This window comes from Amygdalobacter nucleatus, assembly GCF_029167365.1.
Lineage (GTDB): Bacteria > Bacillota > Clostridia > Saccharofermentanales > Fastidiosipilaceae > Amygdalobacter > Amygdalobacter nucleatus.
This window is the reverse complement of the sequence record NZ_JARFNM010000001.1, coordinates 95,628-119,306: the sequence shown is the minus strand read 5'-3', so window position 1 is coordinate 119,306 and position 23,679 is coordinate 95,628. Positions and strand designations below refer to the sequence as shown.

The window sequence follows — 23,679 nt, the reverse complement described above, 5'->3', positions numbered from 1 at the left end:
AATCAATTAGTGCTTTTCACAAATTTACTAGAATAAAGTACTCAAAATTGTGCAAAATGGAGAATATTCCATTTTGCACTTTTTTATCTTGACAAATTTATAAGGTATATAACTTTATTTTGTTAAACTACTTGATATATATTTTGATTATTGAGCAATTGTCTAGTTTGCTAAGTTGAAGAAAGGATTGGACTATGGTACATCCCGTAAAATTCGGTAAGACAGAGAGAATGTCTTATTCGAGACTGAAGGAAGTTTTGGATTTACCAGATCTTCTTGAAGTTCAGAAAAATTCTTATAAGTGGTTTATCGATGAAGGCCTTGATGACGTTTTTAAAGATTATTCACCAATTATCGATCATTCAGGCGACATTGAACTACATTTTTTAAGCAAAGAATTCGATCCTAAGAAACCTGTTCATGATACAGAACAGGCTAGGGAATGTGATGCCAATTATGCTGCTCCATTAAGAATTAAGGTCCGTTTGGTCAACAAGCGTTCCAACACAATTAAGGAACAGCAGATTTATATCGGCGATTTCCCGATTATGACAGATAACGGTACGTTTATCATCAACGGTGCTGAACGTGTCATTATTTCACAGTTGGTGCGTTCACCAGGCGCTTACTTCTTGGAGAGTCAAGACCCTAAGACTGGCAAAACACTTTATTCTTCACAAGTTATCCCTAACCGTGGTTCTTGGTTGGAATATGAGATGGATGCCAATGACGTAATTTATGTGCGTTTGGATAGAGCTCGTAAGTTCCCATTGACTGTTTTGTTGCGTTCTTTAGGCTATGGCAGCAACGAAGATTTGATTGAACTTTTAGGCGATGACGAACGTGTTCAAGCTACTTTAGAGAAAGATCCTTGCCACAATCAAGACGAAGGTCTGCAAGAGTTATACCGCAAATTGCGCCCAGGTGAGCCTATCAGTACTGAGGGTGCTAGTACATTAATTAATCAACTTTTGTTCGATGCTCGCCGTTATGATTTGGCTAGAGTTGGTATCTACAAACTCAACAAGAAGTTATCTTTGGCTGGTCGTTTGGTTGGGCACAAGGCTGCTGAAACAATTACAAGTGTTGATGGCGAAATTATCGTTGCAGCTGATGAAACAATCACAACTAAGAAAGCTAATCAGATCCAGAACTTAGGTGTTACCGAAGTTAACATTCACCCAGTTCAGAAAATTGGTGATTCGATCGTAGAGGGTGAGAATGTTGTTAGGGTTGTTTCCAACGCACGCGTTGATCTAATACCATATTGCCAACTTTACATTGAGCAAGCTGTTTTAGACTTAATTGACTTAGAGAAATGCGGGATCAACGAGCAAGTATTGTTGCCAGTTTTGCGAGATGTTGTTGAAAAATATGCTAAGGAAACAGCAGACATGGCTGAGGATGAATATGTCGGCAAGGCCGAAATTCTCGCCAAATTGATCAAGCAGAATCTGACTGATTTGATGCCAAAACATTTGACCATGGAAGATATTTTAGCTTCTATCTCCTATTTCATGGGCTTACCATTTGGCGTTGGCACAATCGATGATATTGACCATTTGGGTAACAGACGTGTTCGTTCAGTTGGTGAATTATTACAGAACCAAATGCGTGTCGGTTTCTCACGTATGGAGCGTGTAGCCCGTGAGCGTATGGGTTCTTTGCCAGATATTGATTCTGCAAGCCCACAACAATTAGTCAATGCTCGTCCAATTTCTGCAGCTATTAAGGAGTTCTTCGGTAGTTCCCAACTTTCACAATTCTTAGATCAACCGAACCTCTTGGCTGAATTGACACACAAACGTCGTCTATCAGCTTTGGGACCTGGTGGCTTGTCGCGTGATCGTGCTAACTTTGAAGTGCGTGACGTTCACTCCTCACACTATGGTCGTATTTGCCCGATTGAAACACCTGAAGGTCCAAACATCGGTTTGATCAACTCTTTGGCTTCTTATGCTAAGGTCAATAAGTATGGCTTCATCGAAACGCCTTATCGTATCTATGATAAAGAAAAAGGTATTGTTACGAATGAAGTTCGTTACATGACAGCTGATGAGGAAGATTATTATTACGTAGCACAGGCTAACGAATCAATTGATGACGAGGGCCGTTTCACAGAGAAGAAAGTGCTTGTCCGTTACCTTGATAAGTTCATTGAAGTTGAGCCTCAGCGCGTAGACTTGATGGATGTTTCGCCAAAGCAGGTTGTATCTGTTGCAACTTCATTGATTCCATTCTTGTCCAACGATGATGCTAACCGTGCTTTGATGGGTTCCAACATGCAGAGACAGGCTGTGCCATTGATTACAACTGATGCGCCAATCATCGGTACTGGTATGGAATATCATGCCGCTCATGACTCTGGTGCTTGCATCATTGCTAAGCGTGGTGGCCATGTTGATTTTGTAAGTGGCGATGAAATTTGCATCAAGACAGACGATGGCGAAATTGATCGTTATAAGTTGATTAAGTATCGCCGTTCTAACCAGAACACCTGTATCAACCAACGCCCAATCGTTAAATATGGCGACAAGATTGAAAAGGGTGACACAATTGCCGATGGTCCAGCTACTGATCAAGGTGAGTTAGCTTTAGGTAAGAACGTATTGATCGGATTCATGACTTGGGAAGGTTACAACTACGAGGATGCTGTTTTGATTAACGAACGCATCGTGCGTGACGATGTTTACACCTCTATTCACATTGATGAATTTGAATGTGAAGCTCGTGACACGAAGTTAGGACCAGAAGAAATTACCCGAGAAATTCCTAACGTCAGCGATGATGCGATCAAAGATCTTGACGAAAACGGTATTATTCGTATCGGTGCTGAAGTCAATACAGGTGATATTTTGGTCGGTAAAGTTACACCAAAGGGTGAAACTGAATTAACGGCTGAAGAGAGATTGTACCGCGCAATCTTCGGCGAAAAGGTACGTGAAGTTCGTGATACATCCGTACGTGTGCCAAACGGTGAGTCTGGTATCGTCGTTGATGCTAAAGTATTTACACGTGAAAACAACGATGAAATGAAACACGGCGTAAATAAGATGGTGCGTGTTTACATTGCTCAGAAACGTAAGTTGTCTGTCGGTGATAAGATGGCTGGTCGTCACGGTAACAAAGGTGTTGTTTCCCGTATCTTGCCAGAAGAGGACATGCCATTTATGAAAGATGGTCGTACATTGGATATTGTATTGAATCCTTTGGGCGTGCCTTCTCGTATGAATATCGGTCAGTTGTTGGAAGTTCACTTAGGTCATGCAGCTCGTATCTTAGGCTGGCATGTAGCTGTGCCATCATTCGACTGCGCTAACGAAAAAGAAATTCAAGAAGCCTTCGCTAAAGCTGGTATTGATCCAGATGGTAAGACTGTGCTTTATGATGGTCGTACAGGTAATCCGTTCGATAACCGTATTACAGTCGGTATCATGTATTACTTGAAGTTGGCTCACTTGGTCGATGATAAAATCCACGCACGTTCAACTGGTCCTTACTCCTTAGTTACGAAGCAACCATTGGGTGGTAAAGCTCAGTTCGGTGGTCAGCGTTTCGGTGAGATGGAAGTTTGGGCATTGCAAGCTTATGGTGCTGCTTACGCTTTGCGTGAAATCTTGACCTTTAAGTCAGATGACGTTAACGGTCGTGAAAAAGCATATCAATCCATCGTCAAAGGCGAGAATATTACAGAAGCTGGTACACCAGAGTCCTTCAAAGTCTTGGTCAAAGAATTACAATCTCTGGCTCTGGACATCGATATTCATGGTGTGGATGAAGATAGCGAAATGATGACAAACGGCGGTATGAACACCTTAATTGATCAAGAGGCTGGCAAGGATTTAGCTACTAAGTTAGATGAGATTGCTAAACAGTCTGCACTCAAGTTAGGCCAAGCTGCTGAAACTGAACCAGCTGAAACAGAAGAAAAGCAAGAAGCTGACAGCAATGTCAGCCACGCTTTAGATAGCTTGTATATGCAGAAAGTTATCAACAACATTCCTGTGATTACAACTGAGGCTAACGCTAGACAGGCTAACGGCTTTGCTGAGCTTCAATTGGAGCAAGAGAAGGCTATGTTGTCTGATCCTAATCAAGAAGATACTGATGAAAACAGCGATTCAGATGAGCGGAAGAAACTTTACAGAATGAATCGTTATCAGCATTTACGCTTGGAAACAGACAAGACTTTGGCTGAAGAGAATGAAATTGAGCGTAAAAAACATATGGAGTTGACAGAGTCTATGAAGCAAGCAGTTGACAGCGTCAACGAAGCTAACAAGAAATCTATGAATAACTCTGTTATGTCGGATGAAAACTAGGAAGGGAGTAAGCTATGGCTACAGATCAGATTTTTGAATCTATTTCCATTCATTTGGCCTCACCAGAACGTATTCTGGAGTGGTCGTGTGGCGAGGTGACGAAGCCGGAAACTATTAACTACCGCACATTAAAACCAGAGCGCGACGGTTTGTTCTGTGAGCGTATTTTCGGACCGGCCAAGGATAATGAATGTCACTGTGGTAAATATAAGAAAGTACGTTATCGTGGTATTGTTTGCGATCGTTGTGGCGTTGAAGTTACATCAAGTAAAGTCAGACGTGAGCGTATGGGCCATATCAAGCTCGCAACACCTGTTTCGCACATTTGGTATTTCCGTGGTATTCCTTCCCGTATGGGCTTGATTTTGGATATTACCCCACGTAATTTGGAGCGTGTGCTTTATTTCGCTTCCTACATCGTAACAGATCCAGGTGAAACAGACTTAGCTTATAAGCAGATTTTGACCGATAGCGAGTACAACGAAGCTTTTAAAACATATGGTCGTAATGCTTTCAAAGCAGGTATGGGTGCTGAAACAATTAAGAAACTCTTGCAAGAGATTGATGTGCGCAAGTTGGCTGCTGAATTGAAAGAACAATTCAAGGATGCAACTGGTCAGAAGCGTGTTAAATTGATAAAGCGTATGCAAGTTGTCGAGGCTTTCTTAGACTCACACAATCGTCCTGAATGGATGGTGTTGGACGTCTTGCCTGTTTTGCCACCAGATTTAAGACCAATGGTTCAGTTGGATGGTGGTCGTTTTGCCACATCTGATTTGAATGATTTGTATCGTCGTGTAATCAACCGTAACAACCGTTTGAAGAAGTTGCTCAGTTTGGGCGCTCCACAAATTATCGTGCGCAATGAAAAGCGTATGTTGCAAGAAGCTGTCGATGCTTTGATCGATAATGGTCGTCGTGGTAGAGCTGTTACAGGTGCTGGTAATCGTCCTTTGAAGAGCTTGTCTGATGTCTTGAAAGGTAAGCAAGGTCGTTTCCGTCAGAACCTCTTAGGTAAACGTGTTGACTATTCCGGTCGTTCCGTAATCGTTGTTGGTCCTGAATTAAAGATGAATCAATGCGGTTTGCCAAAAGAGATGGCTATCGAATTGTTTAAGCCATTTGTTATGCGTGAGTTGGTTAAGCGCGGCTTAGCTTTGAATATCAAGGCTGCTAAACGTTTGATTGAGCGTGCTAACGATGAAATTTGGAACATTTTGGAAGAGGTCATTCAAGACCATCCTGTTCTCTTGAACCGCGCCCCTACATTGCACCGCTTGGGTATTCAAGCTTATGAGCCTGTTTTGGTTGAAGGCCGTGCAATTAAGTTGCATCCATTGAGTTGTACACCGTTCAATGCCGACTTCGATGGCGACCAGATGGCTGTACACTTGCCATTAACACCAGAAGCACAAGCTGAAGCTCGTTTCTTGATGTTGGCTGCTAACAACTTGTTGAAACCACAAGATGGTAAGCCTGTTACAGTTCCATCTCAGGATATGATTTTGGGCTGCTATTACTTAACAATGTTGAAGCCAGGCGAGACAGGTGAGGGCAATGTTTATAGCTCAATTGAAGAAGCTGAAATGGCCAACTTTAACAATGATTTGGGCTTGCATTGCAAGATAAAGGTGCGCTTGACTTGCGAAGTAAATCACCAAAAACATACACAACTTGTCGAAACAACTTATGGCCGCTTGATTTTCAACTCCATCATTCCACAGAACTTAGGCTTTGTGGATCGTAGCAAGCCAGAGAATTATTGCGTACCTGAATGTGATTTCTTAGTTGACAAGGGCAAATTGAAGCAAATCATTGACCGTTGTATCCGTAAGAACGGTTTGTCAATTGCAAGTAAGACTTTGGATAAGATCAAGGCTTTAGGTTACAAGAATTCAACCACAGCTGGTATTTCAATCGGTATCTTCGATATGGATGTTCCTGAGGTTAAGCAGAAGTACTTGGCTGAAGCTGAGAAGAAGGTTGAGTTCATCGCTAAGCAATATCGTCGTGGCTTGCTGAATGAAGAAGGACGTCGTAATGCAACGATTAAAGTCTGGCGTGAAACAACCGATACAATTACCCATGCTTTGGAAGAAAACTTGGATGAGTACAACCCAATCAACATGATGAGTAAGTCTGGTGCGCGTGGTTCTATTTCCCAGATCAAACAGTTGGCTGGTATGCGTGGTAACATGGCTGATACGTCAGGTCGTACGATTGAAATCCCAATCAAGTCTAACCTGCGTGAAGGTATGAACGTATTGGAGTTCTTCATTTCATCCCACGGTGCGCGTAAAGCTTTGTCTGATACGGCTTTGAAGACAGCTGACTCTGGTTACTTGACTCGTCGTTTGGTCGATGTTTCCCAAGATGTTGCTGTCACAGAAGAAGATTGCGGTACGACAGATTGCTTTGAAGTTAGTGCAATTACAGCTGGTACAGATACAGAAGCTAAACGTATCTTGAAGCCTTTGAAGGATCGCTTGAGTGGTCGTTACTTAGGTAAGGATGTCTTAGATCCAAAGACTGGCGAAGTGCTTGCTTTCGCTAACACTTTAGTCGGCCCAGAATTGGCTGAAACAATTGAGAATGCGGGCGTTAAGTCCTGCTTTATCAGAACAATTTTGACCTGTCATGCAAGACATGGTATTTGCGCTCGTTGCTATGGCTTAGATTTGGCTGTCGCTTCCGTAGTTTCTATCGGTGAGGCTGTCGGTATCGTGGCTGCACAAGCTATCGGTGAACCTGGTACTCAGTTGACGATGCGTACATTCCATACTGGTGGTATCGCTAACTCAGGTGATGATATTACACAAGGTTTGCCACGTGTTGAGGAATTGTTCGAAGCTCGTAAACCTAAGGGCCAAGCTATCATGTGCGAGATGGAGGGTGTTGTTTCTATCCAAGATTCAGCTAACAAGCGTAAACGTGAGATTACCATTCATTCCGAGAGTGGCGAAGAAATGATTTACTCTGTTCCTTACGCAGCTTCCTTGTATGTTCAAGATGGTAGCCATGTTAAACCAGGTGATTTGATCACTAAAGGTTCAATTAATCCACATGATATTCTCAAAGTTGGTGGTATTCAGGCTGTACAACGCTATATCATCGCTGAAGTTATCAAAGTTTATGAGAACAACGGTGTTGAGATTAACGATAAACACGTTGAAATCATTGCTCGTCAGATGATGCGTATGGTTTGCGTCGATGATCCAGGCGAGACAGACTTGCCAACAGGTAACTTGGTCGACATTATGGACTTTGAAGAAGCTAACGAAAAGGCTGTTGCTGCAGGCAAGACTCCAGCTAAGGGCACACGTGAGTTGCTCGGTATTACGAAGGCTTCTTTGGCAACAGAGAGTTGGTTGTCAGCTGCATCATTCCAAGAGACAACCCGTGTCTTAACCGATGCTGCATGCAAAGGCAAGAGCGATACATTGCGTGGCTTGAAGGAAAACACGATTATTGGTACATTGATCCCAGCTGGTACAGGCTTGAAACGTTATCGCAAGTTAGTGCCAGTGCCAGTGGTCGAGGATAACCGTGAAATTCTTGAGTCTACGTTGGAAACTGTAAAAGAACACGAAGCCAAATTAGTGTAGTTACATTGACATGCTAATTATGCCTAGTTATTATTGTGAACGTGGAGGAACTGTATGGTACAGAAGGTAGTGAAGTTTCATTGTCATGCTAATGAGCAAATGAAATTAGTTGCAAATTTGATTCAAAAAGCCAGTGGTTATCAATCACATATCAGTTTGGAAACCAATGGCCGCAAGGCAAATTGCAAGTCCTTGTTGGGCATGATGTCATTAGGCATGCAAGACGATTGTGAAATCACAATTACATGTGATGGAGCTGATGAGAATGAAGCAATTGAGGATTTAGTTGGCTATTTATCAAAGTAGGACTTGATCTGATTTCTGCTTAAAACTGATAATTAAAGGGAGCCGTGATTGAAGTACAATTGTGTGCTTAGGTCGCCGTGCTCCTTTTTCCATATTTTAGCAATGAACGGTAGCAATAAATGACGAAACGTAAAGCATATCTGCAGCAAAAATTAAAACTGGTGCCCAAAAACCCAGGTGTCTACATCATGTACGATGCCAAGGGGAGCGTGATTTATGTTGGCAAGGCAATTAAGTTGAAAAATCGCTTGCAGTGTTACTTTGGCGATAATAGGTCGCAACCTAGCCTGAAAGTAGCCATGATGATAGCCAAAATTTATGACTTTCAGTACATTATTTGCCAAAATGAGCAGGAAGCTTTAATTCTTGAATCGAATTTAATTAAGCGCCATCAACCGTTCTACAACATTCTTTTGAAGGATGATCACGACTATCCATATATCAAAGTTTCTTTGAATGAAAGCTGGCCTAGGGTGACGAAGGCCTATCGTGTCGGAAGTGATCGGGCCTTTGGAGCTAAATACTACGGGCCTTATCTGAACAGTCAATTGCAGATGGCGTTAAGGAGCTTGGAACAGATTTTCCCGCTTGCAAGCTGCGATCCTTCTAAGTTGAAACGCTTTGTACCTTGCTTGAATTATCAGATTGGTAAGTGCATTGGCACTTGCTGCAAAGTAGCGACAAGGGATGATTATCTTAAAGTCATCGAACGTGTCTGTAAGTATCTGAATGGCGATACACAGGGTGTATTAAGCTATTTAACGGAGGCTATGAATGAGGCTGCTTCACAAGGCAAGTTTGAACAGGCTGCTTTTTTTAGAGACAGGCTCTTTGCTCTGAAAGCCTTACACGCAACGCAGCGCATTGTCAGTCAGCAAGCAATCGATTTGGATGTTTTAGCTATTTGTCAGCAAAATTTGCTTTATTGTATTCAGAAGCTGGAGATTCGCCAGGGTAAAATCACAGGCGCTAGCAATTTCTTTATTTCAGTCGAAGATTTAAGTTACAGCTTGTTCGGGAGTGATGAGAAATTACCTGATGTAGACGCAAGTTCAAATATGCAAACTGATAAAGCAATTTCTAAAGAAGTGGCGCTGCTACCTAATAAAAGCACTGGTAGCTTAGCTAGCTTGACGGAAGATGAACAGTCTGTCACGGCCCTGTTAGAGCTGTTTTTTAGCCAACACTATGCCGAAATTGACAACAAACCACCTAACATATTGCTCGCAAATTCCCTGAATGAAAGCATTTTAGCACAGCTAAAACGTGACTTCATAGCTATCACTGGCCAAAAGTGTAACTTTGAGCAAGCTAAGCGCGGTGAACGCTATGAATGGGGCAAGCTAGCTCTGAATAATGCTAGAGAGGCTTTAAGTAAGAAGCTCTTGATGCTTGGTAGCAAAATTAGCAACCGAGAGACAGCGCTGTTGAGCTTGCAAAAGTTAAATAATCTGAAAACTATCCCGCATCGCATCGAAGCTTACGATGTGGCAAACTTGGGAAATGATGATCTCTGTGCAGCGATGGTCTGCTTTATTGATGGCGTTTATACACCCAAAAATAGCCTGCTGTTCAAATTACCCAACCAAAACCAGCAAGATGACTATTTGGCTATGTCAACCGTGCTTGTCAGGCGTTTGAAACATTTAGCCACTTTAGAGGCAGTAAATTCGCTTGCCAAGCCAGGAGCGATGGAGCTTCTCAAAAAAGCTGATAATTTGGAGAGCGAACCAGATTTAATTTTGTTAGATGGTGGGCGTGGACATCAGCAAGCGGTATTAAAGGCTTTGGAGCAAAACTTTAATTGGTCGAGGCAGTCAATCAGCAAGCGACTCAAAATTGCAGGTATGGTCAAAAATGATAAGCATGAAACTAGAGCTTTACTGACAGCAGAAGGTGAGCAATTAGAATTGATGCCTGCTTTGAACGTGGAGAGAAAAGGGACGGACATTTTCCTAACGAGCCAGAATGGAACTAAGCAGAGTACCGAGGAGGCGGTGAATTTGTTGCGTTTACTCACTAAAGTGCAAGATGAGGTGCATCGCTTAGCTAACGACTACTATCGCAAATTGCAGAAGAAGCGGATTTTGCATTATGAGTTACAGGACATACCAGGCATTGGACCGAAGAAATGTCAGCTTTTGCTCAAGCATTTTAAGTCGACGGAAGCTGTTAAGCTAGCAAGTGTAGCTGAATTAGAACAAGTTAAAGGTATCAGCCACAATAATGCCGAACAAATTTACGAATACTATCGCTTGCGCCAGTGAATTTAGGCTAGCCAAAAGGACCAAACATAGCTGAAAAGAGGATTAAACTTTGATTTTTGCTTTAAGTGACACACATTTAAGCTTCAACAGCAATAAGCCGATGGACAAATTTGGCTCAATTTGGCATAAGCACCCAGACAAAATCAGGCAAAATTGCCTCGATAAAATGCAGGATGACGATATTTTACTATTACCGGGCGACTTGTCTTGGGCAAGCAAACTAGAACAAGCCAAACAAGATTTAGCTTTTTTGGCTGCCATACCAGGTTCGAAAATTTTGCTTAGAGGTAATCATGATTATTGGTGGTCAACTCTGAACAAAATGCGCAATTTAGCTCAAGCTGAAAATTGGTCAAGCTTATATTTTATGCAGAATAACGCCTATCTAATCAGTCAAGCTAGAGCAGACGCAGATAGGCAAATATCAGATAAATATCCGCTGATTTACGCTTCAGACACCTTACTTAGAGCCAATTTGGCTGAACAAGCAGCTGCGATTAAGGAAGTTGAGCGAGCCAAATTAAACAAGCACAAATTTTATTTGCTCATTGGGTGCAAGGGCTATTTGTTGAAGCCTGAATTTAACGATCAACATGATGCAGAACTGGCTTATAGAGAATTTCAGCGCTTAACTTATAGCTATGAACAGGGCCTATTACTGTTGGAAATGCTTAAACTTGTACCTAGTGAGCTTGAACTAATTGGCTTGAGCCACTATCCTCCACTTCTAAAAACCTATCAGACAAGCAAATATACGCAATTTTATCAAGAATTAGCCGCAATATTTAAGCAGGTTCATGTGCTTTACGGACACCTACACGGCTTAGGTATCAAGGAAGCTTTTACGGGCGAAAAAGCAAATATTAAGTATAGTTTGGTCTCGGCTGATGCACTTTCATTTGCACCGCTTGAAGTTCGCTAAGCGACTAAAATGCAATATTTATTGTGCAATTTGTACAAAAACATCGTAAAAAAATTAGAGCCATTACCCCTAGTTTAACAAAATAGACTGCATTATAATTGAATGTAGATTTGGAGTGATTCAAGGAGGTTATGACAAATGCAAAAGTATACAGCAGACAGAGTGCGTAATATAGCTCTATTAGGACATAGCGGTAGCGGTAAGAGCAGCTTTATTGAAGCTGTGCTTTTTAACTGTGGCAATATTGACCGCATGGGCAAATCTAATGAAGGTAACTTGGTTATGGACTTTGACGCTGAAGAGATGCGTCGCCATATAACGATTAATACCTCCGTTGCTTCTTGTGAGTGGCGCAATGCCGTTTTAAGCTTTATCGATACGCCAGGTGATTTCGACTTTATGGGTGAAGTGCAACAAGCTTTGCGCGTAGCTGGTTCAGCTTTGATTTTGGTTAGTGCCAAGAGCGGTATTGAAGTTGGCGTAGAGAAATCTGTTCGCTATCTGCAACGCCCAGGCATCCCATATGGCTTCTTAGTCAATGGCATGGACGATGAGAATGCTGATTTCTCACGTTGCATACTCGATTTGAAGAACCAGTACGGACGCAATATTGTGCCGTTCATGTTACCAATTCGCGAGAATCGCAAGTTTGTCGGCTTTGTCAATGTTTTAACCAAGACAGCTTATCGTTTCGCCAAGAACGGCGACTTAACAACTTGTGATGTACCAGCTGACTTAGTAGATATGTTGGAGCAATATCACGGTGAATTAGTTGAACAAGCTGCTGAGAGTTCTGATGAATTTATGGAGAAATTCTTCAACGGTGATGAGTTTACAGAAGAAGAGTTCAAAGCCGGCTTGCAGGAGCGCATTTTGCATCGTCACTTGTTGCCAATTCTCGTTTGCTCATCGACTCTGAATTTGGCCGTCAAGTCTGTATTAGACCTCTTACTTGACTACTTCCCAAATGCTACACACAAAGTTGTGCAAGCTTTGACGCCAGATGGCACGAATGTTGAATTGACGTCAGATCCGAACGGCCCTTTGGCTGCTTTAGTCTTTAAGACCATCGCTGACCCATTTGTCGGTAAGATTTCATTGTTCCGTGTATACAGTGGTAAATTGAAGAATGGTTCAACTGTTTACAACGCTAACCGCGAGAAAGAAGAGAGAATTGCGAACTTGTCATTCATAGTTGGTAAGAAGCAATATGAAACACAAGAAGTTTCAGCTGGTGACATTGGCGCTTTGACCAAATTGACCGAAACACAGACAGGTGACACGTTGTCAGACAAGAGCCAGCCACTTAGCTTGCCATCCATCGTTTTGCCAGTCCCTTGCTTGAGTATGGCTATTTTCCCAGAGAAACAGGGCGAAGAAGAGAAGATTGCACAAGGCTTGGCTAAACTGAGAGAAGAAGATCCAACCTTTACATATCATACGAATAAAGAGACCAAACAGATGATAATTTCTGGTTTGGGCGAGATGCAGTTAGATGTCTTGGTCTCCAAGCTGAAGAACAAGTACAAAGTGTCTGCTCGCTTGGAAGAGCCAGAAGTGCCTTATCGTGAGACAATTCGTAAGAAAGTTAAAGCTCAAGGCCGCCACAAGAAACAATCAGGTGGTCATGGTCAGTTCGGTGATGTTTGGATCGAATTTGAACCAAATCCAGAGCAAGAAGAATTAGTCTTTGAAGAGAAAGTCTTCGGTGGAGCTGTGCCAAAGAATTACTTCCCAGCTGTTGAGAAAGGCTTAAGAGAAGCTTGCCAGAGTGGTATTTTAGCGGGCTATCCAGTAGTTAATTTGAAGGCTACTTTGGTTGATGGTTCTTACCACGAAGTTGACTCATCTGAAATGGCATTTAAGATTGCCGCTTCATTAGCTTACAAAGCTGGTTTAGAGAAAGCTTCACCAGTTTTGATGGAACCTATCTCACAAGTTGAAGTGCATGTGCCTGAGAACAACATGGGTGATGTCATGGGCGATATTAATAAGCGCCGTGGCCGCATCGTTGGTATTGAACACAAGGGCGAGTTTAGCGTGATTTCGTGTGAAGTACCAACTAGCGAGATGGCTCGTTATGCTACTGACTTACGTTCAATGACGCAGGGCCGTGGCTGGTACACAATCGACTTCTTACGCTATGAGCAGATGCCAAAAGAATATGCTGATAAGGTGATTAGCAAACGGCAGACGAAAGATGCCGAATAATATTGGAAATTTTTATCTATTGCCTAGATAAATTTATGAACAAAAGAAAAGCAGCTTAAAACTAAGCTGCTTTTCAAATTTTTGTAACTAAAATAAAACTAATTACTTGAACAAATTCTTTAACTTACTGTTGCTCAAAGCTTTATAGAGAGCGATGTAAAGAATGACGCCTAAGACCAAAGATAAGATGGCGTTGAACAAGACGACACCACTTGTGATCTTGATGAAAATCTTGGCTGCATCTGTATTCACGCCTAAGAGATAGCGGTGATAAAGGTAGCTAGAGATAGGAGCAAAGACTAAGTTGAACAGCAAGCCAGCACCCATGGACAAGCTAGCGTTAAAGAAGCAGTGCTTATCTGAGAGAGTGTTGCCAGCGAGTGAGCTTTTTTGCAAACGTTTGTAGCAACTATAAGTAATTAAAGCCATCAAAAATTTCAAGATGAATGTTTCGGCTGCCACATGCGCATAACCGGTGAAAACATCAGAGAGAAAGAGGCCCAAAGCTGGTCCTAAAAGACCAAAAGGCGCGGCTGCAAATAAAGGACACAGCACAACAATTGTGTTAGCAGCGTGGAATGATGTTTTGACGAGACCGATGTTAATGTCAACACGCATGAATGCAAAGACGACATAACTGAGAGCTCCAAATAAGGCGGCGAGAACCAAGTGGAACAGCATAACGTCAGAACGCTTTTCGCTGCTTGAATTAGGGATTTGTGGCATGAACAAATACCCTCCGTTTCTAATTTAATGTGTTCGTCGTCATGAGCTGTAAACGAACTTAAGCATGATTATACAGCATTGCACAAGTTAGGGAAGCTAGTTTGTGAAAATTGAATGAAATCACCCGAGGACCTAGTCCTAACGAACTTAGCTTTGAGCCTGACAGCTGCTGATTTAAGCTAACTTGAAGTGGCGTTACAACAATGGCTTATTGTCAGCGAAATTTAGCTTGTTTTAGGCTTGAAATTAGCACTGATGAACTACAGAAATTGTGAACTTAGCATGACAAAGTAGGCCAAATACGCTAAAATAGGGCAAATATTATATGAGGTGGAAAGCATGGCTCAATTTTTAGCCGCCAGTGAAGCGGAAGAAAAGAAAGAAACAGACACAAAGAAAACTTGCGCCAAAAAGGCAAAAGCAATTAGACTAAAAAAATATACTTTACCTAATTTGCAGGCGTTGACAAGTGAACAGACCATAACTAGTGATTTATATAGCAAGTTTGCCACTGATTTTGCTAAAAATAAGGGCAATAGCATGGTAGCTAACGCAATTGCTAACGTAGGTATCAACGAAGCTAGCTTTAACAACAATGTTTTGCGTGAAGATCGCTTTATTTTTTCGAACGAGACGAAGCGCGGCAATACCACGAATCAGAAGCAATCAGGTCGTTGCTGGTTGTTTGCCGCTTTGAACTCAGCGCGTGTGAGCATCATGGAAACTTTGCATTTGGACGATTTTGAATTGTCCGAGAACTATCTTTGCTTCTATGAGAAATTAGAGAAATCGAACACTTATTTGGAGAACATTATCGCTACTTTGGACAAGGATGTTTATAGCCGTGACTTTAGTTACGTCAAAGAGAATGCCGCTAATGACGGTGGCTTCTTTGAATGGTACGCTGACTTGGTTACCAAATATGGCGTTGTCCCAAAGTCCTGTATGCCTGAGACATATCACTCTTCCAATACTCATGTTTTGGTGGAGGCCTTGAACGAGCGCTTGATGCGGACAGCTATGCAGATGAGACATGCTTATGAGGCTAAGTATCCTGAACAAGGCGAGCCAAGTTGTGAATTTTTGGCTGAGATGCGGGCAAAGAAGAATGCTTGCTTGAGCGAGGTTTACAACATTTGTGTGAAGGCTCTAGGCGTGCCACCAACAGTGGTTAATTATGCTTACACAGATAAGGATAAGAAGAAACAAACTATCACAGGCTTAAGCCCGAAGGAATTCTATGAAAAGTATTGCGGCTTGCCACTTGAAGATATGGTTGTTTTGACGAATGATCCAACTGAGCGTTTCCCTGATGGTACAGTTTTGACTTATAAATATTCTCAAGTTGTGATGGAGGGTAAGGGTTTGGCCCAACTCTTAGCACCAATGAGTGAGTTGACCCAGGCGGCTGTTAAGTCCATCAAGGCTGGTGAACCAATGTGGTTTGCTTGCGATGTGGGCAAATCTTCTGACCGCAAAAAAGGTTTGTTAGATGATGAAACTTACCTAACAGATTTGATCTTGACGGAAGTTGGCGAGTTTTCTAAGAAAGATCGCACAATTATCGGCGAGACTCAGCTCAATCATGCCATGTTGCTCTGCGGCGTAGATCTTAATGCTGATGGCTCTGTCAAAAAATGGAAGGTCGAGAATAGCTGGGGCGAAGATATGGGCAGCAAGGGCGTGTTTAGCATGAGCCAGAAGTGGTTCGAGGCTAACACTTACCAAGTGATTGTCAACAAGAAGTACGTTTCAGCTGACATTTTGGCCGGCTTAAAGAAAGAGCCAGTTGTAGTTGAGCCTTGGAAGATGATCTGCCAGCCAATCAAGTAATGTAATTAGGTAATACAGTTAAGTGCTGTAATTACATTTAATGGTTGATGATAGTTCGAAAAGCTTAATTATGCTCCGGTGCAAGCTTGCATCGGGGCTTTTTAGCGCTTATTAGGCTATAAGTTACAAGCTCTTAAAAATTTGCAAGATAGAAATTTAACTTTGTTTAGACTAGAATGAGCATGCTTTGACTTGCGAAAAGACCTGAGATTGGTGCATATTTTTACTTTTAGGATTTGAGGAAATAGAAATGAATTTAAGTTTGGTCTTACCTTGTTACAATGAATCTAAACAGATGCTTACGACGTTCGAACGCTTGGCTGATTTCACGTTAGCGAATTTGCCAGAACTTGTTGATAGATTACAAGTGGTCGCTGTTGACGATGGCTCCAAAGATGATACATGGGAACAACTTTTAACAGGTAAACAGATTTTCTTAGCTAAATTGGCAACTTGCTCATTGCCAGTTAAGGTGAATCTCATCTCTTTTTCGCGCAATTTCGGCAAAGAGGCCGCTATGCTTGCGGGCCTAAATAAAGTTAGTGCAGATAGTGAGGCGACAATTGTTTTGGATGCTGACTTGCAGCATCCTTTAAGCTTAATTCCGAAGCTGATTGAATGCTTCGAGGCAAGCGGGGCAGATGTGGTTGATGCTGTTAAGAGTGATAGAGGCGAAGAATCTGCTTTGAATCGCTTCATTACGAATACTTTTTATAATTTCTTCGATAAGCACAGCCGCATCAAGCTGCGTGATATGGCCGATTTTAAGCTGATTAGCAGGCGGGTGAGAGAGCAGCTTTTAGCTTTGCCAGAACATGAACGGTTTTTCCGTGGCATGACGAGCTGGATTGGCTTCAAGCATGCTGAAGTCAAATTTGAAGTGGCTGAACGTGAACTTGGTGTTTCCAAATGGTCATTTACAAGCAAGGTTAATCTGGCCAATGATATTTTCTTTGGCTATTCCAGATTGCCGGAACTTGGGCAATTACTGTTGACGATTGTGGCATGTGCTTTGTTCGGAATTCAAATTATTTATTGGCTAATTGCTGGCCTTGGCTTTGGGTATCACTTGGACAAAGTCGATTATCTCTTGTTCGTTGTTTTAATGATGTTCGTGAGCGTCATGTTAAGCAAATTGTGGCAGACAGCCTATTTAGCTAGAATTTATCGCGCAAATCAGAAGCGACCGATTTATATTGTGGCACGGGAAGATTAATTTCGTGGCTAATGTCTAATTAGCATGAATAAATATGGAACAAATTTGGCCTTTATTGAGATATGTTTGGGTGTATCATTTTAGTATTGAGAGAAAGGGAGTTTCATACTATGGAAAATGAAAAGAGTCAGGCTGGCTTAAAGAAAAGCTTGGCATTAATCTTTGTTTACACGGTAGCTACAGGTTCCATTTTCACCTACGTCAGTTACTGGGATTCAGTCTTCTTTAATTATTGTGGACCAGGTACATTCTTGGCTTTTGCTTTGATGTCACTTGCCATTTTGCCAGTTGCGTTGGTTTATAGTGAATTGTCCTCACTGTTCCATACAGCAGGTGGTGAACTCATCTACAATACTGTTGCTTTGAATAAGCATGCAGGTTTCTTTGCGTCATGGTTGATCATGGCGGCTTGGATTTCTGTTCCACCGGCAGTTGTTATGGCTATTGCTACATTTATTAGCCGTACATTTGGCTTGGCTTTGGATTTCCAGAAGATCATGTTGATTGCAATTGTTATTTTGTTGATCGTGTTCTTCATGAGTTTGCAGGATATTCAATTCCTCGTTAAGGCACAGGCTTTCTGCTTGTTTGCAAATATTACAACTACTTTGCTTACAGGTGTTTTGCTGTTGTGTTCAGGTCATTGGCATTTGAGCAACCTTTCACCTCTCTTCCAGACAAATTTGGAATCTATCAGTGGTATCCCTGGTTGGGTCATTGGTATGGCGCTTTTGATCACACCGTTTTTCGGCTTTGAAACAGTGCCTCAGATGGTTGAGGAGGGCGACTTCCCTATTTCTAATACTAAGAAAGCAATCTGCGGTTCAGTTTTGACTTGCGGTGCAATTTACACCTTCTTCTTCTTCTGTGTAGCTGGTTTGGACAGCTTCCAGACTTTGTTGGCTGGCGGTCAAGATGGTTTCATGACGATCAATGCGATGAAAAATCTCTTAGGTTGGCAGATTTGGCCACTTATCTATGGTCTAGTTTCTATTTTGTTAGGTATGACAGCTTCTATCTTGGGCTTCTGGATGTCCATCGTCCGTATGCTCTATGCTATGGGTCAGAAGAACTTCTTACCAAGCATTGTTACTAAGTTGAACAAGCATCAACAACCAATCGTGCCAAACGTCTTCCTATTACTTTTGACTTTGACCTTCGTTTTGATGCAAAATGCTACAACTTTCATGAACGACTTCTTCAACTTGATGTCTTTCGGTTGTGCTTGCGCTTATGCTTTGACTATGATTTCCGCTATCGTCATGCGGAGCAAGCATGCGAAGTGGTATGCTAATAGTCATAGCACGGTAGTTGGCGGTAACGCTTTGCGTATCTTAGCTATGGTCATTATGGTGGCAATCGCTTACTTCTGTACTTTGGGTCAAGGTAGAGGTTCATGGATTTCGTTCGGCGTCTATATGAGCGTTGGCGTTTTGATCTGGCTCTGGATGGTGCTCGTCAAATGGCGTCATTCTAGGGTTGTTATCGAAACACCTGATGGTAAGCAAGAATTCTAAACAATTAATAATTTAGTAAATTAAGCAATAAAGGAGATGTATTATGGCTAAATTAACAGGTAAAGTTGCACTCGTTACAGGCGCAGCAGTTGGTTTGGGTGCAGGCATTGCAGAGGCTTATTCTAAGTACGGCGCAAAGTTGTGCTTAGTTGACCTGGCTAAAGAGGTTGAGCAAACAGCTGAAAAGTTGCGTAAAGAATATGGCGCTGAGATTATTACTTTCGTTGGTAACGTGGCTAAGAAAGAAGATATGAAGGCTGCCGTTAAGCAAACAGTTGAGAAGTTCGGCAAGTTGGATGTTGTCTGCGCTAATGCAGGTGTTTGCCGTTTGGCTCCATTTGAGCAAATGAGTGATGAAATGCGCGATTTCCATATCGATGTCAATATCAAGGGTGTTTGGAATACATGCCAAGCTGCTATCCCAGAATTGTTGGCTAACAAAGGTGGCGCAATCGTCATTGCTTCTTCTGTTACAGGTGATTTGGTTGCTGATGGTGGTGAAGCTGCTTATGCAATGACTAAGGCGGCCTTGGTTGGCTTAACAAAATGCTTAGCTGTTGAATATGCTACACGTAACATTCGTGTCAACTGTTCACAATTAGGTTATGCTCGTACACCAATGGTTGAGAAGATGGCTGTTGAATCCAATCCTGAGGATCCAGAAAGTGCAATCAGGGCTATTGCTGCTAACGTACCTATGCAACGTTTGGCTAAACCAATCGAGGTTGGTGAACTCTTTGCCTTCTTAGGTAGCGATGAAGCTTCATACATCACAGGTGGTCAGTTCGTTATCGATGGTGGTGCTACATTGCCTGAGACAATGAGTATGGGTACAAACTAATTCAGACATAGTTTAGTTTGGTGAATTTAACCGTCTGCCGTTATGGTAGGCGGCTTTTTTGCGCCTTATTAGCAAGCTGTGCTCCCACAAAATGTGAAAGAACAACGTCAAATGTGAGGCAATTGTGAAGAAATGCGGGGGGGTGAGAAGTTTGTGAGATTTTCTTGAAAAGAGGGAGGGAAAAAGCTTGCTTTGCTAAAGTGAAGTCATCCAAGAGCTAGTCCATCATCTAGCCAGAAATTTTAGGAGGAAAACACAATGAAAAAGATTGTTACATTGGCATTAGCTGCTGTTATGACTTTGGGTTTGACAGTATTGCCAAAGGCTGATTTCAAAGACGATATCAAGAAGTTGCAAGACCAAATTGATGCTATGCAAAGCAAGCACGAAAAGGAAGAACTTGTTAAGACTCAAATTAAGAATAAAGAAACTCAAATTAAGGAAAAAGAAGTTGAATTAGCAACAGCTAAGGTAGAAGAACAAAAGGCTCAGAATGCCTATGACGCAGCTGCCGAAGGTGATAAAGCAGCTAAAAAAACAGCATTAGATCAGAAAAAAACAGATCGTGAAACAAAAGAAGATGAGCTTGCTGTTTTGAAGGCTGAATTAACTTTACTCAAGGCTAAGTTGAGCCCAGTTGTTGAAAAACCATCATATGATGAATACAAGCCAGGTTATGGTTATGTATACATGAACGTAGCTGATGGTAAGGATGTTAGCGGTTTCGTAAAGGCTGGTGTTTACACAGTTAATTCTTTGATTAAACATTTTGGTTTGGAGAACGTAGTTGCTGCTGATGATCAAGATAGACTTGTAGAGGTTAAGGAACTCAAAGTTGCAACAGTTAAGGTTGCTGTAGTTCAACAATATCCTATTAAGGTTCGTGCTATCAGCGAAGATGGTTTGGAACTCGGTAACTATGAAGTTAATGTTGGTTTGTATGCATCACGTGGTTGGGTAACAGCTGAGAAGGTTGCTGCTAAGGCTTTGACATTCAAGAAGGGTGTTGCTTTGGTAGACGATGTTGATGGTTACTGGGTATTAGCTGATGTAGAAGCTAACAAGAAACCTCAATACTTCGGTAAGACAAGCGAAGGTGGTAACCGTGTTATCACAGCTGTTTATACAGTAGCTAAGCACAAGGTATGGACAGGTAAAGACGGCAAGACAACAACAAAACCAGGTCAAGTTGGTAAGACAGGTGAAGTTGCAACAGTAGCAACAGGTATCGGTGCTTTGATGACATTGGCTGGTGTTGTGTTAGCAACAAAGCGTCATTAATCTGATGATACGTAAAGACAGGCGACTAAAAAGTTGCCTGTCCTCTATATGTTAAAGCTAGTTAGATTGAATTCGAAATAAGCTAACTAGCCTAACAGGAAAATGATGGAGAGCAGGTGAGAGCCTGCTCTTTTCCATTTTAGCAGAAAAACGAATTAAATAAACCAGCGCATAAGAGCTTGGTTAATTATCAAAACTTAAACAAAAAGAACGTTGAGATGATTTTATGTACAGAATGAAGAAATAGACATTGCACAAGATAATTATTTATTTTATAATTAATGAGCTGCGATAGATGCACAATAATGTCTAATTGCAGCGATTTTTAACATCTATAAGGAGGACTTTATGTCTGAGCAGGTACAGAAGGAAACGACTGGTTCTTTTCTTCTTAAAGTTTTGAATGGTGCAACGGTTGCAATCGTCGTTGCCTTGATCCCGAATGCAATTTTAGCTACTTTTTTGAAGCCATTTGCAAGTAGTTCCGTCTTTTGTATGGAATTATTACATATAGTGCAAGTATTCCAATTTTTTACCCCTTTGATGGCCGGTGTCTTGATTGCTAACCAATTCAAGATGATTCCGATGCATTCAGTCATCGTTGGTGGTGCAGCTTTCTTAGGCTCAGGGGCTTGGCGTTTCGTAGCTCAGGCTACAATCAATGAAAAAACAGTTAGCTTGTTCCAATTAGCTGGTATCGGTGATGTTATCAACACCATGATCACAGCTGCTTTGACAGTTATTGTTTTGCGTTGGATTGGCAACAAGATGGGATCCTTGTCTATTGTTTTCTTGCCAATTATCGCAGGTACTGGTGTGGGTTATATCGGCTGGAAGATTTTACCTTTCGTAGCTAAGCTCACTTACATCATTGGCCAAGGCATTAATTCCTTTACAACATTACAACCAATTTTGATGACAGTCTTGATTGCAATGTCCTTCGCTATCATTATTATCAGCCCTATTTCAACTGTGGCTATCGGTTTGGCAATCGGCTTAACAGGTATTGGTTCAGCAGCTGCTGGTATGGGCGTTGCTGCTTGTGCAGCTTTCCTTGTATGCGCTACTTTGCGTGTCAACAAGCCAGGTGTGCCAGTGGCCATCGCACTTGGTGCTATGAAGATGATGATGCCTAACTTTATGACTAATCCAATTATCGGCTTGGGCGCTGCTTTGACAGCTGCAATCAGTAGCTTGTCTATCCCATTCTTGGGCATGGGCGGTACACCTGCTAGTGCTGGTTTCGGGTTGGTTGGTTTCGTTAGCCCATTGGCTGCTATGAACTCATCCAACGTTGGTATTTTGATGATCGTTGTAACATGGGTTGTCGTACCATTCGTAGTTGGCTTCTTGATCGATCGTTTGTTCGTTGATGTTTTGCATCTTTACAAGAACGATATTTTCAAATCTAAAGCAAATTAATTTAATGAAAAAATAAAAAAGGAGAATATAGCAATGTTTATTTATATTGCAGGTGCTGGTGCTATGGGTTGCCGTTTCGGTTACCAATTACAAAAGAGCGGTAACGAAGTTATTTTGTTGGATAACTGGCAAGCTCATATTGATGCTATTAAAGCTAATGGTTTACATATTACAGGTGACGAAGATTTGATGTATCCGATGACAATCATGCATCCAACAGAAGCTACAAGAGAAGCTGATTTCATCATCTTGTTCACAAAGGCTATGCAACTCAAAGCTATGTTGACAGATATTAAGTCTATTATCGGTGCGAAGACAAAGGTTCTCTGCCTCTTGAACGGTTTGGGCCACGAAGATACAATTCGTGAGTTTGTTCCACAAGAAAATATCATGATGGGTGTTACAGTTTGGACAGCTGGTTTGAAGAACCCAGGTGTTGTCTTCCTACAAGGCAAAGGTACTATCAATTTGCAAAGCTTCTCAAGCCAAGGCGAAGCTGCTGTTAAGGACATTGTTGACACAATGAACGCTGCGGGCTTGAACGTTATCTATGATAATGATGTTGTACCATCTATCTGGCGTAAAGCTTGCGTCAACGGCACAATGAACTCAACATGCGCTTTGACAGATTCTAAGATCGGTCAATTCTTCGGTAGCGAAGCTGCTATCCGCATCGTTAAGACAATCATTCATGAGTTCGTTTTGGTTGGTACAGCTGAAGGCGTTAAGTTGAATGAACAAGAGATTGTTGATTATGTTATGCATACAGCTGAGATTGCTGCTAATCACTATCCTTCCATGCATCAGGACTTGATCCAGAACCATCGTTTGACTGAGATTGACTACATCAACGGTGCTGTTGCTCGTAAGGGCGTACGTTTGGGTATCGCTACTCCATACTGCCAGATGATCACAGATCTCATTCATGCTAAAGAGAGCATTTTGGAAATTAAGTAATTTATTGCTTGTTTCTAGCTTAACAAGGCCTGTTCGTTTGAACAGGCTTTTTTGTTTCTTTATGTTATAAAATATAATATGTTATTTATTAGCATATGCTTAGTTACTATAAAAGGTGGTGTAAGAGAAGCTATTGCAAATGCTTTAATTCATCAAGATTTTTCTATTACGGGAACAAGTGTAAAGATTGAAATTTTCAGTGATAGAATAGAAATCACAAATTCGGTATTCCTTTGGTAGATATATTAAGGAT

Annotated in this window: 13 protein-coding genes and 1 pseudogene; 13 read left to right on the top strand and 1 reads right to left on the bottom strand. The window is 41.7% G+C overall.

Annotated elements, in window-relative coordinates:
- Positions 1-194: 194 nt before the first annotated feature.
- The 6 genes and pseudogenes from rpoB to fusA all read left to right on the top strand — a co-directional run.
- A pseudogene (rpoB, locus tag PYS62_RS00490) lies at positions 195-3,764 on the top strand (DNA-directed RNA polymerase subunit beta); the annotation flags it as partial.
- Between the two features lie 572 nt (positions 3,765-4,336).
- Positions 4,337-7,927 carry a DNA-directed RNA polymerase subunit beta' gene (gene rpoC / locus PYS62_RS00485; protein WP_066714950.1) on the top strand — a complete coding sequence of 1,197 codons (3,591 nt, stop codon included), beginning with the start codon at positions 4,337-4,339 and terminating at the stop codon, positions 7,925-7,927.
- A gap of 54 nt (positions 7,928-7,981) precedes the next feature.
- Entirely contained in the window at positions 7,982-8,233 is a 252-nt protein-coding gene (locus PYS62_RS00480; protein WP_066714948.1) for an HPr family phosphocarrier protein, read from the top strand.
- A gap of 119 nt (positions 8,234-8,352) precedes the next feature.
- Positions 8,353-10,500, top strand: coding sequence for an excinuclease ABC subunit UvrC (locus tag PYS62_RS00475; RefSeq protein WP_066714946.1), 2,148 nt, complete (start codon positions 8,353-8,355; stop codon positions 10,498-10,500).
- A gap of 49 nt (positions 10,501-10,549) precedes the next feature.
- Positions 10,550-11,422 carry a metallophosphoesterase gene (locus tag PYS62_RS00470; RefSeq protein WP_066714944.1) on the top strand — a complete coding sequence of 291 codons (873 nt, stop codon included), beginning with the start codon at positions 10,550-10,552 and terminating at the stop codon, positions 11,420-11,422.
- 138 nt (positions 11,423-11,560) lie between these two features.
- Positions 11,561-13,633: an elongation factor G gene (gene fusA, locus PYS62_RS00465; RefSeq protein WP_066714942.1), complete on the top strand. Its 2,073-nt coding sequence runs from the start codon at positions 11,561-11,563 to the stop codon at positions 13,631-13,633.
- Between the two features lie 102 nt (positions 13,634-13,735).
- Here fusA and PYS62_RS00460 read toward each other — a convergent pair whose 3' ends face one another.
- Positions 13,736-14,359, bottom strand: coding sequence for an ECF transporter S component (locus tag PYS62_RS00460; RefSeq protein WP_066714940.1), 624 nt, complete (start codon positions 14,357-14,359; stop codon positions 13,736-13,738).
- A 339-nt stretch (positions 14,360-14,698) separates the two neighbouring features.
- Here PYS62_RS00460 and PYS62_RS00455 point away from each other — a divergent pair, with 339 nt between their 5' ends.
- From PYS62_RS00455 to PYS62_RS00425, 7 genes are all read left to right on the top strand, one after another.
- Positions 14,699-16,192 carry a C1 family peptidase gene (locus PYS62_RS00455; RefSeq protein ID WP_066714935.1) on the top strand — a complete coding sequence of 498 codons (1,494 nt, stop codon included), beginning with the start codon at positions 14,699-14,701 and terminating at the stop codon, positions 16,190-16,192.
- Between the two features lie 250 nt (positions 16,193-16,442).
- Entirely contained in the window at positions 16,443-17,408 is a 966-nt protein-coding gene (locus PYS62_RS00450) for a glycosyltransferase family 2 protein (RefSeq protein ID WP_066714933.1), read from the top strand.
- A 110-nt stretch (positions 17,409-17,518) separates the two neighbouring features.
- Entirely contained in the window at positions 17,519-18,925 is a 1,407-nt protein-coding gene (locus PYS62_RS00445; protein ID WP_082714377.1) for an APC family permease, read from the top strand.
- A 43-nt stretch (positions 18,926-18,968) separates the two neighbouring features.
- Positions 18,969-19,766 (top strand): SDR family oxidoreductase UcpA, encoded by a 798-nt coding sequence (gene ucpA / locus PYS62_RS00440; RefSeq protein WP_066714929.1) that lies wholly within the window; start codon positions 18,969-18,971, stop codon positions 19,764-19,766.
- A 258-nt stretch (positions 19,767-20,024) separates the two neighbouring features.
- The gene (locus PYS62_RS00435) at positions 20,025-21,047 is read left to right on the top strand and encodes a hypothetical protein (protein ID WP_315574105.1); all 1,023 of its coding nucleotides are present in this window, start codon (positions 20,025-20,027) and stop codon (positions 21,045-21,047) included.
- 348 nt (positions 21,048-21,395) lie between these two features.
- A complete protein-coding gene (locus PYS62_RS00430) occupies positions 21,396-22,469 on the top strand; it encodes a PTS sugar transporter subunit IIC (RefSeq protein WP_066713959.1) in 1,074 nt (357 codons plus the stop codon).
- A 33-nt stretch (positions 22,470-22,502) separates the two neighbouring features.
- Entirely contained in the window at positions 22,503-23,426 is a 924-nt protein-coding gene (locus PYS62_RS00425; protein ID WP_066713957.1) for a 2-dehydropantoate 2-reductase, read from the top strand.
- The last annotated feature ends 253 nt before the right edge of the window (positions 23,427-23,679 follow it).

Excerpts from the sequence above, each read along its gene's own strand:
- rpoC (WP_066714950.1), top strand. The coding sequence starts at position 4,337 with ATGGCTACAGATCAGATTTTTGAATCTATTTCCATTCATTTGGCCTCA.
- PYS62_RS00480 (WP_066714948.1), top strand. The coding sequence starts at position 7,982 with ATGGTACAGAAGGTAGTGAAGTTTCATTGTCATGCTAATGAGCAAATG.
- PYS62_RS00475 (WP_066714946.1), top strand. The coding sequence starts at position 8,353 with ATGACGAAACGTAAAGCATATCTGCAGCAAAAATTAAAACTGGTGCCC.
- fusA (WP_066714942.1), top strand. The coding sequence starts at position 11,561 with ATGCAAAAGTATACAGCAGACAGAGTGCGTAATATAGCTCTATTAGGA.
- PYS62_RS00460 (WP_066714940.1), bottom strand. The coding sequence starts at position 14,359 with ATGCCACAAATCCCTAATTCAAGCAGCGAAAAGCGTTCTGACGTTATG.
- PYS62_RS00455 (WP_066714935.1), top strand. The coding sequence starts at position 14,699 with ATGGCTCAATTTTTAGCCGCCAGTGAAGCGGAAGAAAAGAAAGAAACA.
- PYS62_RS00450 (WP_066714933.1), top strand. The coding sequence starts at position 16,443 with ATGAATTTAAGTTTGGTCTTACCTTGTTACAATGAATCTAAACAGATG.
- PYS62_RS00445 (WP_082714377.1), top strand. The coding sequence starts at position 17,519 with ATGGAAAATGAAAAGAGTCAGGCTGGCTTAAAGAAAAGCTTGGCATTA.
- ucpA (WP_066714929.1), top strand. The coding sequence starts at position 18,969 with ATGGCTAAATTAACAGGTAAAGTTGCACTCGTTACAGGCGCAGCAGTT.
- PYS62_RS00435 (WP_315574105.1), top strand. The coding sequence starts at position 20,025 with ATGAAAAAGATTGTTACATTGGCATTAGCTGCTGTTATGACTTTGGGT.
- PYS62_RS00430 (WP_066713959.1), top strand. The coding sequence starts at position 21,396 with ATGTCTGAGCAGGTACAGAAGGAAACGACTGGTTCTTTTCTTCTTAAA.
- PYS62_RS00425 (WP_066713957.1), top strand. The coding sequence starts at position 22,503 with ATGTTTATTTATATTGCAGGTGCTGGTGCTATGGGTTGCCGTTTCGGT.